Origin of the sequence: Pseudoalteromonas sp. AOP7-A1-14, assembly GCF_052376275.1 — a bacterium.
Taxonomy (GTDB): domain Bacteria; phylum Pseudomonadota; class Gammaproteobacteria; order Enterobacterales; family Alteromonadaceae; genus Pseudoalteromonas.
In genome coordinates this window covers 1-16,330 of record NZ_JBQSVO010000007.1, presented here as the reverse complement: position 1 = coordinate 16,330, position 16,330 = coordinate 1, and the positions used below count along the sequence as shown (strand labels likewise).

Sequence of the window (16,330 nt, the reverse complement as noted above, 5' to 3'; positions counted from 1 at the left end):
TTTAGCGTACACTTGTACGCTAAACAACTCGGAGCAGTTAAAAAAATAGACATTTCGCCTGAAAAATCACCAGTTAACTTTGTAAGTTAACTATAAAGTGATTTGCACGCGCTTTTTTGTTTAAAAATCATTATAATTACCGTGAATTTTAACCAGTTTAAAGGAAGTTTATGATCCTTTTTGTTAACGCACTTACTGTTATCGATTTTTCCTACTTATGTTCAAAGCGAGGCGCTGTTGGCGAGAGCTGGATTGTTGACTTAACATTGCATGGCAAATTAAATGATGAATCAATGCTACTAGATTTTGGGCTTGTTAAAAAGCAAATAAAGGGCATTATTGATGAGTGTATTGATCATAAGTTGGCTATTCCAAATACCTTTGATGGTGAGGTAGTTAAGCACGCAGATCATACTACTGTTGATTGTCATTTTGGTAAGCACCATTTAGCGATGAGTGCACCTAATCAAGCGTATTGTTTTATTGATGCGCCACAGGTTGATGAAGCTGCAGTTATTGATTTTCTAATTGCTACAATTACCCCTCAATTGCCAGATAATATTGATAAAATAGAAATTGAAGTAAAGCCTGAACATAGTAAAAGCTTTTTTTATCATTATAGTCATGGCTTGAAAAAACACGATGGTAATTGTCAGCGCATTATACATGGACATCGCTCACAAATTGGTATTAGCTTAAATGGTATGTCAATGCCAAGGCTACAAAAAGAGTGGGCCGATAAGTGGCAAGATATATACTTAGCTACAGCTGAAGACCAAATTCAAGCCTCTAAGCTAAAACACATTACTGCAAATAATAATGATGTATGTTTTGCCTATACAGCACAGCAAGGTTATTTTGAGATGGCTATAAGTGAAGCTCGCTGTGATATTTTACCTTGTGATACAACGGTAGAATGTATTGCTAATTATTTGGCAGGACAAGTGAAACAAGATAATCCTGAGTGCGAAGTGAAAATCACCGCTTATGAAGGTGTCGCTAAAGGATCTATTTGCTATGCATAAATTGATTTCAGCAACAATTTTAGCTGCACTTAGTTTTTCTAGCCAAAGCGTTGAGCTTAAGGGCAATTTAACCCAAGGCGGTTTAGTTGTCGGCTCAGTTGATGGTGACTCTTCAGTGTCACTTAACGATGAACCACTAAAAGTATCTAAAGCTGGGCAATTTGTATTTGGTTTTGGTCGTGATGCAAAGTTAACTCATACCTTAAGCTGGGTTGATAAAAACGGTAAATCTCAGCAAAAAGAATTAACTATTACAAAGCGTGAATACGATATTGATAAAATAACCGGTGTGGCTAAAAAATATGTATCTCCACCTAAAGAAGTCAGCGAACGGATCACCCGTGATGCCATTGCGGTAAAAAAAGCACGTCAAGTTGACTCTGACCTTACTTACTTTTTAGACCCTGTTTATAAGCCTGCAAAAGGGCGCATCTCAGGTGTTTATGGTAGCCAGCGTTATTTTAATGGTAAGCCTCGTCGTCCGCACTTTGGTTTAGACATAGCTAATAAAACAGGCAGCCCCGTTTATGCCCCCGTTAGTGGTAATGTAGTATTTGCGGATAATGACTTATATTATTCTGGCGGTACATTAATTTTAGATCATGGTCATGGTGTTACCTCAACCTATATTCATTTGAGTAAATTGAATGTAAAGGTAGGGGAGATGGTTACACATGGTGATAAAATTGCAGAAATTGGGGCTACTGGCCGAGTAACTGGCCCGCACCTTGATTGGCGCTTTAACTGGAAGAACGAACGTTTAGATCCAGGTCTAATGATGATCGATACCCTAGCAAAAACGAAAAGTAGAGATAATGACAACAGATAAAACCCGTGATGAAATCATCACTGAACGAATAAAAAAATCCACAACCTCAGTTACAAAAACTGTATTTCCCGGACGTACAAATCACCATAACACTTTATTTGGCGGAGATGCATTAGCCTGGATGGATGAGGTTGCTTTTATTGCTGCGACTCGTTTTTGTCGTAAGCCTTTAGTGACTATTTCATCAGACAGAGTCGACTTTAAAGAAGCAATCCCAGTAGGTACATTTGCTGAGCTTGTTTCTAAGGTTGTATATGTCGGTAATACAAGTTTAAAAGTTGATGTTGAAATTTTCTTAGAAGCAATGCACAGAGATGACCAACATTCAGCTATAACTGGAAGCTTTACGTTTGTTGCAGTTGATGACAACCACAGACCTACACCCGTTGTGTGCGATAAAATGAAGAATGGTTTTGAAGATTAATTGTTAGTATAAATAAAATGGGTAAATTAATAAGCACTCGATTGTGCTTATTAACTTCACATAAAGAACACATCATACTAGATATCGTAATAACTAATCTAAACTATTATTATAAATTATTAATAGATTACCAAGAGGGTGGCTAATGCTTTTTATAATTTTACCTCTACAACAAACATTAGCACATGGTATGTAATTTTATGCGGTACATTCTTATCAAAGAACCATTGCAGCTATCCATCCGAAAATAAGCAAAGGTATATTAAAGTGTAAAAAAGTTGGAACGACTGTTTCCCAAATATGATCATGTTGTCCGTCAACATTTAAACCAGAGGTTGGTCCTAACGTTGAATCTGAAGCAGGAGAACCAGCATCTCCTAAAGCACCAGCTGTACCTACAAGTGCAGCCGTTGCCATAATCGAGAAGTTAAGTTCTAAACATAAAGGTACAAATAGAGTTGCTATGATCGGTACCGTTGAAAATGAGCTCCCAATACCCATTGTAATCATTAGACCCACTAATAAAATTAACGCAGCAGCTAACGGTTGATTGCCTTCTATAATTGAGGCCGCGCTTTTTACTAAACTATTTACATCGCCTGTTGCTTCAATAACTGATGAAAAACCATTAGCCGAAATCATAATAAAGCCAATCATTGCCATCATAGCAACACCTTTACTAAAGACATCGCTATTTTGTTCCCACTTAACAACACCCAATAAGCTAAAGACCGTAACACCAACTAAGCCACCTAATATCATAGACTCACTTATAGTCTGGGCAATTAAGGATGTTATTACAGCGGCAAAGCCAACAATTAAAACTTTTTTTGGTTTTTCTACTCGGACTTTTACAGCATCAACTTGAGTGTTATCTTGCGTATAATCTCGTTTTTTACGATAGCTAAAAAACACCGCGATAATTAACCCTATAACCATTCCGCAAGCTGGGATAACCATGGCAATAGGCACTTGAGTAGTGATAATATCTAGGCCGTTTTTCTCTAAGTTTTTGTGTAATATTTTATAGAGGTACATTCCTCCAAAACCATAGGGTATGACCATATATGAAGTAGCTAAACCAAATGTCATCACACAAGCGATAGCTCTGCGGTCCAATCTTAATTTGTTGAAAACAACGAGTAATGGTGGGATCAGAATTGGTATAAAGGCGATATGAACAGGGATAATATTTTGTGATGAAATACCACAAAGCAAAATAATCCCGAGAATTAAATAACTTAATGAGGTTTCAGCCCAATTAGAGCTATTTTCTACTTTCTCTAATAACTTTGCAGCTAAAATACGGGTTAAGCCCGATTTAGAGATTGCGACTGCAAATGCCCCCAACATGGCATAACTTAAGGCTATTTCAGCACCGCCTGAAAGCCCAGCGTTAAATGCATCAATCGTTTCTGACAAGCTAAGACCAGCAACTAAACCTGCAACCATGGCACTTAATGTCATCGCGACAATTACATTTACTCGCGCAAGTGTAAGCCCAAGCATTGATATTACACCAATCAAAACTGCATTCATGACGATTTCTTTGTATTTGTTGTTCTTTTAATTAATTTTACCAGAGATTTACTGTGATTTTTACGTTCTTCGGTAAATATTTTTTCTTGATAACGAATATCGCTATAAAGCTTAGCAAATTTATCAAAATAAGGTTTAGCATCAGGAATAGAATTTCCTGCTTGCTTACAAAACTGTAGTGGTGTAATTGATTCAGAAAATTTAAAGCCTTGTTTTTCTACGTGTGCTTTTATAATTAAGTAATCATTTCCTAGAGTATGTAATTGGCTTTTGGGCTTCTTTGACCACTTTAAATGAATAAAGTAACTTGCAAATACCCCTGCAACACATAAAAGCACAACAACTGATATCTTCCAGAGATCTTTATTACCAAACAATGCTTTTAGCATTGATGACTGTTGCTGTTTATCAAATCCTAATACCCAGCTTGTCCATTGATAATCTAGGTTTTCAAGCTTTAACCGTATCCAGTTTATTGCCGCGACATTGCTCAGCCTTAATAAGCCAAAGTTAAGGTTATTATTAAATTCATTATTTAATTGTTGATGTTCAGATAAAGAACCGTTTAATCTTTCAGGTGATACGACAGCTGTAGCATCAAAAATCTTCCAACCTTTTTTTTCAATATAAACTTCAACCCACGCATGCGCATCGTATTGGTAGACGCTTAAATAGCCATCTTGCTGGTTATACTCACCCCCTAAATACCCCGAAACAACACGGGCAGGGATGCCAACAGAACGAAACATAAATGCTGCGCTGCTTGCATAATGGCCACAAAAACCGCGTTTATTATCAAATAAAAATTGGTCAATGGTGTTTTCTCCCAACATAGGTTCAGGTGATAACGTATAACTAAAACCATTGTTAGCAAAATGCTTAAATAAAGCATCATAAAACTGCTCTGGTTTAGAGTTTGATTTATAAATAGACGCAGCTAAGCGCTGTGCTTGTGGGTTATTTGTTTTTAAATTTATTTTTAGGTTTTCTGAACGTTCGGTTTCTGTAAGCTTCGAACTGTTCAACGGTTGGCTTTGTACTTGATAACTAATACTATTACTTAAATAACGCTGACGTAGTAATAAACCTTGCGCGGTATTTTTAATATCTTTGTGATTAGACTTAGCAAGCCCTAAGCCAAATAACCAAGGTTTGGCTGCCGGCTCAGCATATATTTGATAACTTACCCCTTTATTTTGTACCTGACTTTGCTCGTCAACATCCACTGAATGCCAACTTTTCTGACGCTTTTTTAAAAAGTCCGATATTACCCAAGTGCGACCATTAAATTCATCATGAATGAGTGCACGCCAATAATAAGGAGGCTTTAGTGGTGTTTGCGTAAGTTTAGCCCTAAATACCAACTCATCTGAATTTGATAATTTAGCAATAGCAAACGGATCGACTGATTCGGATAAACCCGTTTTAGCTAGCTTCGGTCCAGGCAACTGCCAAAACGCTGGCAATTTCGGTAAAAATAGTAATAAAAAAACTGCAATAGGCAGCGAAAGTAATAATAATTTTACACTTTGTTTTGAAGCAAACTGAAGGCTTTTCCCTGATTCTATTAATGCTAATACAGCAAAATTTAAAAAATATAATACACTTATAACAAGTGTGGTTATGATGGTTTGTGAGAATAAATAAACGGTAGAAAGACTAAAAAAACTTAGTAAAGTAATAGTTTGGTAATGCTTTTTGGTTGTCGCTTGTAATAGTTTAAACAAACTCGACAGGATTAACATTGCTACAAATAGTGTTACGGTATCGCTAAACCCAACAAAGTAAAACAGTATTAATAAACTAACACCGGCTAAGCAATTAGCCAGTAATGGCGATGGCTTATTTTTATTAAAATGGGTTATCAATAAGTTCCAACTACACAGCAACGCTAGTAACACGCTAAATATAATGGGTAATTCACTTACTAAAAAGCAAAGTACAAAAGCATATATAATACAAAGGCAAACATTAATAGTGCCTAAGTTATTTATAGATTTATGCGTTGTTTGCATCAAGCGACTCTGTAGTTTTATTAAAGCGACTAATTGCTTTTAGACAATCAGTGTAATGTTGATCCATAGTCAAATCATCATTGGGGGCAGAAAAGTAGGTGTCTGCAAGCACTAAACTAAATCGACTTTTTTGTTCACGTCCTTCGCTAATAAGAAAGCTAAGTTGGCTGAGCCTTGATTCAGTATCCCCTTGGAGTTGATTAAAGTCATAAAGCGTGGATTGTTCATTCAAATTAATAAACTCCTTGATCATTAGTTGCTGTGTTTTAGCGTAATGTTTCCAAGACACCCGGTTAATATTCATGCCTGTTTGATGTACTTTTAAAGAGTCAAACTCATCAATACCATTGGTTTGTTCATACGTGCCAACTGATGCAGAGCGAGCGTCGCTCGTTGAGCCTGGTAAATGTTGTGGCTTTAATTTTTTTGGGTAAACATAAAATGATTCACTCAATTGCATGTAACTCCAAACGGATACTAAACCAAACGGGTACAGGCTTAGCACTTTAAGTAGAGTCGGTTTGTACTCTCCGCGCTTACTGATTGGCAGAGGTAGTTGTAAAACTTTAGGTTCAGTGGTTATTTCATCAATAGTCGCTACTGTTATATTATCGTATATAAATGAAAACGCTTGACTTGATGAGGCTGCTTTTAGCTGTAAGTTCAAAAATGGTGAGGCCGGCGAGTAACTAGCAGAAAAATTTTGGTATTTAACCTGTAATCCTTGTGCATTGCTGTAAGCTGTTAAAAACGAAAAAATCATAACCACTAACATCAAATACGCCATCACTAAAACAAGGTTATTTTGATAGTTAATACCGAGAATGAAATTAAGCAATGTGACGCATAAAAAGCCTAAGCCCGCTTTAGAAGGGAAAATATAGGTAGTATTGTGCTTTAAAATTAGATGTTTTGTGTGGTGGTTGTTTTTTAGTAATAACTCAGTTAAACGTGATTTAACAGCATCAAAAAAAGCAGAGGAGCTAACTATGTTTGTATTCATATATTACAGCGGTACAGTTACTGAGTTTAACAGTTGTGCTATTTGTTGCTCGCGCCCTTCGTGTTGTAGACCTAACCTGTGTTCTGTGACACTTGCAAAAATAGCTTGAACATCTTCAGGTGTCGTAAAATCACGACCCTCTATAAAAGCCCATGCTTGAGATGCTTTCCCTAAAGCAATACTAGCGCGAGGTGATAAAGAGTTTGCATAATGTCCTTCCACTCGAGTTTTAGCAACTAGGGCTAAAATATAATCAACGACCGGCGCTGTAATCATAACGTTTTTAATTTCATTTTGTATATCAACCAATTGAGTCGGGTTGATACGCACGGGTAATTTTTCATAATTACGATCGTTTACACCTAAGATCAACTTTTGCTCAGCTTCTTTGGGTGGGTAGCCCAAACTAATACGCATGAAAAAACGATCTAACTGTGACTCAGGTAATGGGTAAGTTCCTGATTGACTTGATGGGTTTTGTGTAGCGAGAACAAAGAAAGGGCTTGGCAGGGGGTAGATATCGCCATCCATTGTCACTTGGTTTTCTTCCATAGCCTCAAGTAATGCGCTTTGTGTTTTAGGCCCCGCTCGATTTATTTCATCTGCAAGCACAACTTGACTAAATATCGGGCCTTTATGAAAAGTGAATTGGTGATTACTGGCATTAAAAATACTTGAACCTAAAATATCAGCGGGTAATAAATCACTGGTAAATTGCACTCGTTGATACGATAAGCCTAACACTGTCGCTAAAGCATGAGATAGCGTAGTTTTACCCATACCGGGTAAGTCTTCAATTAATAAGTGTCCTTGGCTAAATAAGCAACTAAGAGCTAATTTTATTTGTTTTTGTTTTCCATAAATAACTGTAGATAAATCATCTATTATTGCAGTAATTGTTCGTTGCATATAAGCCTTAAAGACATTGGAATGGGTGGTTAAACAAGTTCAAGCCGTTTCATTACTGTATCAACTTTTTTAGCATTAAATGGTTTAGCTATAAACCCTTTAGCACCTAGCTCCCAGGTGTTTTGTACGTTTTCAAGACTATTATGACCAGAGCACATAACAACATGAATTTTAGGGTAATGATCGTTAATGTATTCTAATATTTCGGTGCCTTCGGTATCTGGCATTTCAATATCTAAAAATATAACGTTAGGTGACTTAGTTTCGATTAGTTTTTTCGCTGACTGAAAGTCGGGGCTTTCAAGAATATTTTCAAACCCGAGCTCGGTTAAAATTTGATTTAAATAATCGCGAATATCTTTAACATCATCAATTATTAAAATAGGTTCTAGCGGGCGCACAAATTCCATATCGTTTACTTCTTATTTCAAACAGCTAAATATGCTTTTAATATTAAGCTAAGCAATAGATAAGCTCAAGAACGTTACTTAAAAATCACTAATAAATAACCTCTTTATTACCCGTTATAAATTTGCAATTTTGTAGGTTGTATTTAAAAGAATGACTTATTTAATATAATTAAGTGAATCCAGTAACTTATTACTCTCTAATTTGTGTGTTAAAAGTTATTACTTAACCTATTGATTCAAAATATATTTACGTGAAAGATTCAACCTTGTAAATTTATTGTAATAAAAAACAATTGACCTTCCAAATTGACTCTGTGATTATGCTCACGAGATGAGCTTATGCCCTTAACTTTGTTTTTGATTGGATTTACGGGTTTTTGCTCGGATCGACTTATCTATACACACTAAATTAATACCAATTTTATCAAGTAAAAATGCGATTTAATAAAGTTGGGATCAACACACCACACAAAATATAGAGTTTATTATGTTTAATGATAAAAAGACTAACTTTGCAATCTCGTTCATAGCACTAGCTATGGCTACATCAACGCCTGCACATGCTGATATCTCTGAGTACCTAGATCGCGTTGAGCTAGATTTCTTGTTAATGCAAAACTTTCAGTCAATTCAGGCAAAAGGAGGCGCATTTCGCCCAGAAGACGAAGAGCAAGAATCTGGATTTGGCCGCATTAGAGCAAATCTTATGCTTAAATTTCATATTAATGAGTTTATTACTGCTGATATAGACATTGCAGAAGAGCCTAATGATTTTGGTGGTGAAGGCCAGGATTTTTCATTCCACAACGATTTTGCTGGTATTGAATTTGACTTACTAGGCCTTTATGGAACACCAAAAGATAATGCAAACTTAACACTGCGTTTAGGTAACATTGGCGGATCACCTTTTCAATTTAAAGGTTTTCAGGACGGCGCAGATAACCAAGGTAATGCACTTATTGGTAATGGTATTACAGATTATTCAACAGCAGAAAATGGTGCCCAGTTAAGTTATAGCGAAACATTAAATAGCGGTGTAGTCCGTGCTTATAATGTAACAGGCCATATTACAACGTCTAGTTTTGGTGAAGCTTTTCAAGATGGTCGCGGTTATAACTACCGACTTCAAGGTACCCTAGAGTTTCAAGGTGGCTTTAAAGCGGGTTTAAACTTATTAAAAGCGAACCAAGGCGATCAATTACGCTTTGAAAATGGGGTAGCTAGTCTTGATGGGGTGACAACAACAAACTATCGCTTTGGCGATGGTGAAAACTATAATTTTTCAGCATCACCTTCAAACGAAAGAGATACCCACGTTGGAGTAATGCCTGGACTTGAGCAATCAATCATTCAGCTGAATTTAGCTTATCAACCATCTGACCAAACGAGCTTAATTTTTATGCTTGGTAAATCATCTGATGATTACACGTTTGCTGATGCTGCTGGTAATGCAGTTGCGGGTATTACATATTTTGGTACAAACGGGATAGCTGACGAAAATGGCACTACTTTTGATTCAAATAGTGTAATTGAAGGTGACACATCAGTAGAGTACTTCGTTTTTGAAGCGCAGCAATATCTAATCCCTAAAAAGTTATACATAGCAGCTCGCTATGCTGAAGCCGAAAACACCTCAGACTTAATTGACCACACAGACAATACAGTAGAGCGCATTCAAGTAGCCACTGGCTACTGGTTTAATGATAAAACGCTTCTAAAAGTTGAGTATGTTAATCAAAAAGAAGGCATTAACTCTGGCGGACAAATCGGTAAAGGGTTTGATGGCTTCACTTCGGAAATCTCAGTTAAATTTTGAATCATTAGTCGAATAGCTATATTTATTAATCCAAAATGGTTACAGTAGCGACCAAAATAGCACCTTTGTAAGCAATTTAAGGGTGCTATTACTCAAGTTATGATTTCATAATACTATGAAACCTCGTTGTTTTTATTAAAAAAAGGTATATTTGTTGTTATATATAAATTTTATATAGCAACACATACAATTAAAATTAAAAATCAGGGTTTACTTATCCTTCTAATTTAAGAGGTTTACGTGATTAAGCTATCAAATACAGAAATTAGGAAGCTCGATGATGCAGCTAGAGCAGGGTGGTTATATTATGTTGGCGGTAACACACAAGATGAAATAGCTAAAAAACTCAATGTTTCTCGCCAGTCAGCACAAAGAATGGTCGCATTATCAGTTAGCCAAAGTTTAATTAAAGTTAGGCTCGATCACCCAATTGCTAAATGTATGGATTTAGCAGAAAAATTAAAAAGCCGTTTTGGCTTAGATTCGTGTGAAGTTGTGCCTAGTGATCCATCTGAACCTTCATCTACTTTAGGTTTGGCACAAGCTGGTGCAGCAGAAATAGAGCGGCACTTAAAATCTGAGCGACCCAAAGTACTTGCTATGGGAACTGGTCGAGTGTTACGTGCGTGTGTAAATGAGCTCAGAATTGTTGATTGTCCACAACATAAAATCGTAGCTATGTTAGGCAATATGGCATTGGACGGATCTGCTTCACCTTATGATGTTGTTGTAAGAATGGCCGGGCACACCAATGCAAAACATTACCCAATGCCATTACCAGTCTTACCAAGAAGTATTGAAGAGAAAGAGCAATTACATGCACAACAAAATATTACCGGGAACTTAAAACTCGCTAGAGATGCAGATGTTACATTTGTTGGTATTGGTAGCTTAGGTGAAAAATCGCCATTACACATAGATGGTTTTATTGATGCACAAGAGCTTAAACAGTTACAAAGTTTGGGTGGCGTAGGTGAAATGATTAGTTGGGTATTTGATAAAAACGGTAATCTTTTAGATTGTAATGTTAATCAACGTGTAGCTAGTACGCCTTTAAAAACAAACGCTAATAAACAGATTTATGCGATAGCTGCTGGCGAAGAAAAAGTGTTAGCCATTTTAGGTGCAGTAAGGTCAAACATGATAAGCGGCTTAATTACTAACGAATATACAGCTGAGCGTTTACTCAGTGTTGATTAACCAAATAACCATAGTGTTTTTTAATAAAGTTTTAAAATTACTTTATGTCCGATACCGTCTAGTATTGGACTTAGTGGTATCAAGAAATGCTTAAGTTTCGTTAGTTAACTAATAGCCCATAATTTATATTATGTTAAATAAGATAAAGATCTCGTTTTAATGTTGTCATTACCTTGTTTATAAGCCTCTACTAACCCAACTTCGTGTCAGTTTTTTTATAAGGGTTTAGAAATTACATTAAACCAATGTTAATATAAATTGTTCAGTTCATTTGGAGTCTTTTATTTTGATGCGCATTAGTGCTAACGCAATTTTGAAATCACCAACTCAACAGTCTCTTCATATTAATGCTGATAAACGCATATTTGTTATTGGTGATTTAGATGCAGATTTAGCAAAGTTTCACTATGCACTTAAGTCGGTAAACTTTAATAAAGAAAAAGATGTTTTAATTTCTCTTGGTGATGTTATTGACCGTGGTAATGACAGCTTAAAACTACTCAATACTTTTTCGACCCTTGGCGTACATATGGTGCTTGGGAACCATGAACATATGATGCTTGAATCAATAATTGCTAATGATAAAAAAGCGCACGCACTTTGGACTAAAAATGGTGGTAATTGGCACCTTAATGTTGATAAGCAAACATTGCGAACGGCATGTGAAAAGTTAGTATCTTACCCGCTGTCTATTTTGCTTGATTATCAAGGTGAGAAAATTGGCTTGTCACATACTCTAGGTCAGCAATGGGATTGGAGTGATTTAAATAGTGATAAGAAAAAGCTTGTAAGCGAGTTACTATGGGATCGGGAAGTTGTAAAACAAGATAAAATTTTTAGTAATCGCGGCGTTTTATTTTCAATTCACGGCCATAATGCCACAAAAAAACCTTTTTGGATCTTTAATACTTACCATATAGATACAAATTACAAAGCCGGGCGCCCTACTATCGTAGAACTTTCAGAGCTAATAAATTACTTTAAAGCAACGCCTTTAAGGGAGCTTAGCTATTGTTGAAAGTTTTTTTCTATATGTTTATTAAGTTGTTCACCAATTTTTTCAAGTAAATAATTAACTATTAAGTAAATACCTTAATTTTATATACTCAAGCTTATCTATCTTCCAGCAGATAAATAATCTTAAGTATAATTACTGGGGCTTTTTATAAAAAATTTAGTGAAGCGCTGACGTAAATGGAATGCTTTCACAGATTTTTGCTTCCGCAATTAAAATTTCTTCTAAACGTATATCAACTTCATTTTTAGAGAAGTACTCGTATGCAAGCTCTACAAAAAGGTTTTTATGTTTTTCTTCTGATTTGGCGATGGCTATATAAAACTCTTTTTCTTTCCCATCTGGTAGTGCTTCAGCTACAAGAGAAAAACGTTCATGTCCCCTAGCCTCTATAACACCAGCAACTAAAAGTCGATCCATTAGAAACTCATCACGGCCATTTCTAAATAAGCCACGGATTTGTTTTACGTATGGGTCTTTTTGGTCGTTGCCAAGGTTTACTCCTCGGTCTATTAATAGTTTTAATACTTGTTTAAAGTGAATCATTTCTTCAAGTGCTAAATCTGTCATTGATTTAACTAACTTTAGGCGATCGGGGTAATGAGAAAGCATCGACATTGCCATGCCTGCAGCTTTTTTTTCAGCCGCGGCATGATCTTGTAAAAATGCACTGAAGTCAGCCATTACGGTTTCTGTCCACGAGAAAGGCGTGTGATATTTTAGTTCAAACATGGATACAACTATTTTTAAAATCTATAACTAGATTCTACAATATTTGCATTATAAAATCTTGTGGTCATAGCCTAGTGATTTATCAATTTTACCATTTCTGGTTGAGGATATTTTACTAGGATGCTTTAGATCATTCCAAGCGGTTACTTTGCCAGCAACATTCATTTTAGTAAAATTAATCGGTAGTCCGTTATTGATAAAAGCTTGTAGTTTGGGGCCACTGTCTGCTTTTGCGATATCAATGTTTAATAAATCACTACTGCGCTGTTTAAAGTAATTCATTACGGTATCTTGGTGCTTGTAATAGCAATCTGTTAAATACGTATCAGAGTTAATTTTATCGAGATTAATATTTTCAAATGTAGACATATAACAACGTTTTATATGAATATTAAAACCGCCATCTGGGCGTGTTAAGTTAGTATACATACGGGTTAAGAGTTGTCTAATTGACGGAACCCATAACGAAAGCTCCCGAGTTAAGTTGATAAATTGGGCGCCGCTAAACTGCTTGTCAAGCAGCTGATATTCACTAAATATAGGTGTGTCAGCAATAACCTTTGCTTGTGTTAGTGTCTTTTTAGTATATGCAGTATGTGCCGTAGTGTAACCAAGCTCTAAAAAGCTATTACAAACACTGGTTGTACCTGTTCTTGGTAAGCCAATTATAAAAATTTTGTTACTCATTAATGTTTACTTATTTATGGCTAAAACAAAATGACTTTCTCTAAAAAAAACTTGTAAGCAGCAGTAAAAATGCGCTGAGAATAAACACAGAAAATGTTAGCACCATGCCAATAGCGCGTATTTTTAGAGAGTTTTCAGGTAATGCATAACTATGACAAACTCTGCCAATGACTAATAAAAAGCCAAGTATGTAACAATAGTGGCTCCCTACTCCTTGATATTCAACCAAAAACAAGAGTATTAAAGCGAATGGCACATATTCAATAAAATTCCCATGGGTGCGTATTGCCATAATTAACTCAGGGTCATCACCATCACCTAATGATATTTGTTGTGCTTTACGTACTTTAACAACTCTAAAACTTAATTGTATATACATTATGGCCAGTATTGCAGCATATAAAGAAACGATCACATTAATTCCAATTTATTATTTGTTAGACTAATAAGCCATTTTATTGCTACGCTAAAAACAACTCAAGTTCAGCGCTATTATGACTAGATTGAACTTAAAGTCTAACCTTGTTTAAGGATTTTTATGTTCGCACCTAGAAAAATTGCTAATAAATATCGAGATTTAATTAGTAGTATTGGTTTTTACCCCTCATTGATCTCTGTATTCTTTTTATTATTTGCAGTTTTAACTATGTCTGTAGAATACATTGGCTTTGTACAAAAATTTAAAGAATCAATAAACGTCATACTAGTTGATAGCGAAGAAAATGCACGTACCATTTTAAGTACTTTAGCTGGCAGTATCATTTCGTTAACGGTGTTTAGCTTTTCAATGGTAATGATTGTACTCAATAGTGCCAGCGCGTCATTATCCCCTCGGGTTATCCCTGGTCTTATTACTCGTAAATCACATCAAATGGTGCTGGGGTTTTATCTTGGCAGTATTATTTATTCAATTATTATGCTGATCAATATTAATAAGCTTGCCGACGGTAGTACAGCGGTACCTTCATTAGGCGTATTTTTTGCGCTGGTTTTTGGTTTAATTTCGTTGGCACTTTTTGTATTTTTTATACATTCTATTTCTCGGTCTATCCAAGCTGATAATGTTTTAAATGACTTGTACAAACATACTAAACTTGAAATGGTCGCTAGTGTCCAGCGCCAAGATGAACATAGCATAAATGAATTTCCTGACTTTGATTCATGGCATTCTATTACCAGTAACACTGAGGGTTATTTTAAAGGCGTGCACACCGAAAAGCTCACTTCACTTTTAGCAGAGAATAATTTAAATGCTTATGTAACCATCAAGCAGGGTTTCTTTACCGTAGAAGGTTATCCCTTTTTAAAATGCGATAAAGACATCACCGATAATAAAGAGCTTATAGAACAAGTATTAGGTTGTTTTATTTTTTATATTGAAGAATACATAAGCGATCACTATCGCTATGGCTTAACGCAAATTTCAGAAATTGCAGTCAAGGCCATGAGCCCAGGTATTAACGATCCAGGGACAGCTGTTAAAGCTATTGATATGCTGAGCATTTTACTAATTATACGGCTAGATATTAAAGATGTTAATTACTCACTTAGAAATAGTGAGAATGGTGTACCTCTTTTATACTTTCATGAAACATCATTTGATGAACTGCTTAATGATAACTTTACCCCCCTTAGAAATTATTCTAAAAGTGATGCCTATGTAATGACTAATATATTAGAGGCCTTTAAAAACATTCTTTTCACGTCGCATAAATATCAATCAGCGAATGCCAGCCTATTTATTTATCTGAATGCCATTGTTGATGATATTAATGAGCATATTACTAATGAGTATGACCGTAATCAGGTAAATAACATGCTCAAGTCTATCTCGCGCATCAGTCCTGAAAAGGGAGAGAAATTAGCTGCTCGGTTTAACAGCTAAATTCTAAAATCAACGTGTAACTATTTATCTTCAATTAGATAAATAGCATAACTTGATGCAGTAATATTTATTTCACCTGCATGATACGCGTCAGGTACGAATCCACCACTGGCAGTGTCTTGCAGCATCGTTTTTTCAGCGCGCATATAAGGCTGCGCTCCTGAATTCAATGGGCTAGATGATACGCTATATAGCCCTTTTAACTCCACATCATAGTCATCAGCTAACTCTTCTGCGGCTTTTTTAGCATCAGCAATCGCCATTTTTTGAACTTGTTTTTGTAAGGCTACTTCACGACTTGAGGTAAACTGGGTTTGCTGTATTTCATTAATGCCTGCATCCACTAAATTTTGTAATAGTTGTGGGTACTTATCAACCTCGTTAAGAGTAAATGTTAAACTGCGCCCCACTCTGTATCCGTTAAAGTCTTGCGTTCCCATTTTACTATTATATTGCGTGTCTCGGTTTATTTGGATTTGCGCTGCGTTAATCCCTTTTTTATCTACGCCGGTTTGTTTAGCAATTTTTATGGCTTTGGCCATGGTTTGATCTGCTTTTTGTTTTGCAGCCATTAAATTTTTATCTACTTCGACAATAGCAACTCTTAGCCGAACATTATCAGGTACGGTAGTAACAGAAGCTTGTCCCTGTATATAAAGATGTGGAGCATCCGGTGTACTTGCCGCAAAACTATTAAAAGTCATTGTAGATGCTAGTATTGTCATCGATAAAGTACGCATTAATTAATTCCTTCTTGAATCCATAATAATTTCTATTGCTAGGCCATAGTAAACACCTTAGCGGGTTAATTCGCAATGAACAATTTATTAACTATATAAAC

16 protein-coding genes are annotated in these 16,330 nt (G+C 35.8%); 7 read left to right on the top strand and 9 right to left on the bottom strand.

The window, feature by feature from the left end; all coding sequences use genetic code 11:
* Positions 1-170: 170 nt before the first annotated feature.
* Genes ACT3RM_RS02415 through ACT3RM_RS02405 form a run of 3 tightly spaced genes read left to right on the top strand, consistent with a single transcriptional unit; the run spans position 171 to position 2,278 of the window.
* Entirely contained in the window at positions 171-1,025 is an 855-nt protein-coding gene (locus ACT3RM_RS02415; protein WP_441834757.1) for a 6-carboxytetrahydropterin synthase, read from the top strand.
* Entirely contained in the window at positions 1,018-1,854 is an 837-nt protein-coding gene (locus ACT3RM_RS02410) for a M23 family metallopeptidase (protein WP_441834756.1), read from the top strand. Before ACT3RM_RS02415 ends, ACT3RM_RS02410 begins: the two co-directional genes overlap by 8 nt.
* Complete coding sequence (locus ACT3RM_RS02405) at positions 1,841-2,278, top strand: acyl-CoA thioesterase (RefSeq protein ID WP_441834755.1); 438 nt, start codon at positions 1,841-1,843, stop codon at positions 2,276-2,278. Before ACT3RM_RS02410 ends, ACT3RM_RS02405 begins: the two co-directional genes overlap by 14 nt.
* 216 nt (positions 2,279-2,494) lie before the next feature.
* Here the strand turns inward: ACT3RM_RS02405 and ACT3RM_RS02400 are convergent, their stop codons facing one another.
* The 5 genes from ACT3RM_RS02400 to ACT3RM_RS02380 are packed head-to-tail and all read right to left on the bottom strand — an operon-like array spanning position 2,495 to position 8,154.
* Positions 2,495-3,817, bottom strand: coding sequence for a Na+/H+ antiporter family protein (locus tag ACT3RM_RS02400; protein WP_441834754.1), 1,323 nt, complete (start codon positions 3,815-3,817; stop codon positions 2,495-2,497).
* Entirely contained in the window at positions 3,814-5,832 is a 2,019-nt protein-coding gene (locus ACT3RM_RS02395; RefSeq protein WP_441993578.1) for a transglutaminase family protein, read from the bottom strand. The genes ACT3RM_RS02400 and ACT3RM_RS02395 overlap by 4 nt, the downstream gene beginning before the upstream one ends.
* The gene (locus ACT3RM_RS02390) at positions 5,816-6,835 is read right to left on the bottom strand and encodes a DUF58 domain-containing protein (protein WP_441836422.1); all 1,020 of its coding nucleotides are present in this window, start codon (positions 6,833-6,835) and stop codon (positions 5,816-5,818) included. The genes ACT3RM_RS02395 and ACT3RM_RS02390 overlap by 17 nt, the downstream gene beginning before the upstream one ends.
* Positions 6,836-6,838: 3 nt before the next feature.
* Positions 6,839-7,744: an AAA family ATPase gene (locus tag ACT3RM_RS02385; protein WP_441836423.1), complete on the bottom strand. Its 906-nt coding sequence runs from the start codon at positions 7,742-7,744 to the stop codon at positions 6,839-6,841.
* 29 nt (positions 7,745-7,773) lie between these two features.
* Entirely contained in the window at positions 7,774-8,154 is a 381-nt protein-coding gene (locus ACT3RM_RS02380) for a response regulator (RefSeq protein ID WP_441836424.1), read from the bottom strand.
* 487 nt (positions 8,155-8,641) lie between these two features.
* Here ACT3RM_RS02380 and ACT3RM_RS02375 point away from each other — a divergent pair, with 487 nt between their 5' ends.
* From ACT3RM_RS02375 to ACT3RM_RS02365, 3 genes are all read left to right on the top strand, one after another.
* Entirely contained in the window at positions 8,642-9,970 is a 1,329-nt protein-coding gene (locus ACT3RM_RS02375) for a hypothetical protein (RefSeq protein WP_441836425.1), read from the top strand.
* A gap of 240 nt (positions 9,971-10,210) precedes the next feature.
* Positions 10,211-11,170 (top strand): sugar-binding transcriptional regulator, encoded by a 960-nt coding sequence (locus tag ACT3RM_RS02370; protein WP_441836426.1) that lies wholly within the window; start codon positions 10,211-10,213, stop codon positions 11,168-11,170.
* 289 nt (positions 11,171-11,459) lie between these two features.
* Positions 11,460-12,188, top strand: a complete 729-nt coding sequence (locus ACT3RM_RS02365) for a metallophosphoesterase (protein WP_441833797.1) — start codon at positions 11,460-11,462, stop codon at positions 12,186-12,188.
* A gap of 156 nt (positions 12,189-12,344) precedes the next feature.
* Here ACT3RM_RS02365 and ACT3RM_RS02360 read toward each other — a convergent pair whose 3' ends face one another.
* Genes ACT3RM_RS02360 through ACT3RM_RS02350 form a run of 3 tightly spaced genes read right to left on the bottom strand, consistent with a single transcriptional unit; the run spans position 12,345 to position 14,019 of the window.
* On the bottom strand, positions 12,345-12,917 hold the full coding sequence (locus ACT3RM_RS02360; protein WP_441833796.1) for a tRNA-(ms[2]io[6]A)-hydroxylase: 573 nt from the start codon (positions 12,915-12,917) through the stop codon (positions 12,345-12,347).
* Between the two features lie 48 nt (positions 12,918-12,965).
* Entirely contained in the window at positions 12,966-13,604 is a 639-nt protein-coding gene (locus tag ACT3RM_RS02355) for a sulfotransferase (RefSeq protein ID WP_441833795.1), read from the bottom strand.
* A gap of 40 nt (positions 13,605-13,644) precedes the next feature.
* A complete protein-coding gene (locus tag ACT3RM_RS02350) occupies positions 13,645-14,019 on the bottom strand; it encodes an MAPEG family protein (RefSeq protein WP_441833794.1) in 375 nt (124 codons plus the stop codon).
* Between the two features lie 123 nt (positions 14,020-14,142).
* Between ACT3RM_RS02350 and ACT3RM_RS02345 the strand changes: the two genes are divergently transcribed.
* Positions 14,143-15,489, top strand: a complete 1,347-nt coding sequence (locus ACT3RM_RS02345) for a DUF2254 domain-containing protein (RefSeq protein ID WP_441833793.1) — start codon at positions 14,143-14,145, stop codon at positions 15,487-15,489.
* 20 nt (positions 15,490-15,509) lie between these two features.
* On the opposite strand, the gene ACT3RM_RS02340 is transcribed toward ACT3RM_RS02345, so the two are convergent.
* Positions 15,510-16,229 carry an SIMPL domain-containing protein gene (locus ACT3RM_RS02340; RefSeq protein WP_441833792.1) on the bottom strand — a complete coding sequence of 240 codons (720 nt, stop codon included), beginning with the start codon at positions 16,227-16,229 and terminating at the stop codon, positions 15,510-15,512.
* Positions 16,230-16,330: the final 101 nt, after the last annotated feature.

What these genes read in the sequence shown, in the direction of transcription:
- ACT3RM_RS02385 (WP_441836423.1), bottom strand. Translation starts at nt 7,744, where the DNA reads ATGCAACGAACAATTACTGCAATAATAGATGATTTATCTACAGTTATT.
- ACT3RM_RS02415 (WP_441834757.1), top strand. Translation starts at nt 171, where the DNA reads ATGATCCTTTTTGTTAACGCACTTACTGTTATCGATTTTTCCTACTTA.
- ACT3RM_RS02345 (WP_441833793.1), top strand. Translation starts at nt 14,143, where the DNA reads ATGTTCGCACCTAGAAAAATTGCTAATAAATATCGAGATTTAATTAGT.
- ACT3RM_RS02405 (WP_441834755.1), top strand. Translation starts at nt 1,841, where the DNA reads ATGACAACAGATAAAACCCGTGATGAAATCATCACTGAACGAATAAAA.
- ACT3RM_RS02410 (WP_441834756.1), top strand. Translation starts at nt 1,018, where the DNA reads ATGCATAAATTGATTTCAGCAACAATTTTAGCTGCACTTAGTTTTTCT.
- ACT3RM_RS02340 (WP_441833792.1), bottom strand. Translation starts at nt 16,229, where the DNA reads ATGCGTACTTTATCGATGACAATACTAGCATCTACAATGACTTTTAAT.
- ACT3RM_RS02390 (WP_441836422.1), bottom strand. Translation starts at nt 6,835, where the DNA reads ATGAATACAAACATAGTTAGCTCCTCTGCTTTTTTTGATGCTGTTAAA.
- ACT3RM_RS02365 (WP_441833797.1), top strand. Translation starts at nt 11,460, where the DNA reads ATGCGCATTAGTGCTAACGCAATTTTGAAATCACCAACTCAACAGTCT.
- ACT3RM_RS02380 (WP_441836424.1), bottom strand. Translation starts at nt 8,154, where the DNA reads ATGGAATTTGTGCGCCCGCTAGAACCTATTTTAATAATTGATGATGTT.
- ACT3RM_RS02360 (WP_441833796.1), bottom strand. Translation starts at nt 12,917, where the DNA reads ATGTTTGAACTAAAATATCACACGCCTTTCTCGTGGACAGAAACCGTA.
- ACT3RM_RS02395 (WP_441993578.1), bottom strand. Translation starts at nt 5,832, where the DNA reads ATGCAAACAACGCATAAATCTATAAATAACTTAGGCACTATTAATGTT.
- ACT3RM_RS02375 (WP_441836425.1), top strand. Translation starts at nt 8,642, where the DNA reads ATGTTTAATGATAAAAAGACTAACTTTGCAATCTCGTTCATAGCACTA.
- ACT3RM_RS02400 (WP_441834754.1), bottom strand. Translation starts at nt 3,817, where the DNA reads ATGAATGCAGTTTTGATTGGTGTAATATCAATGCTTGGGCTTACACTT.
- ACT3RM_RS02355 (WP_441833795.1), bottom strand. Translation starts at nt 13,604, where the DNA reads ATGAGTAACAAAATTTTTATAATTGGCTTACCAAGAACAGGTACAACC.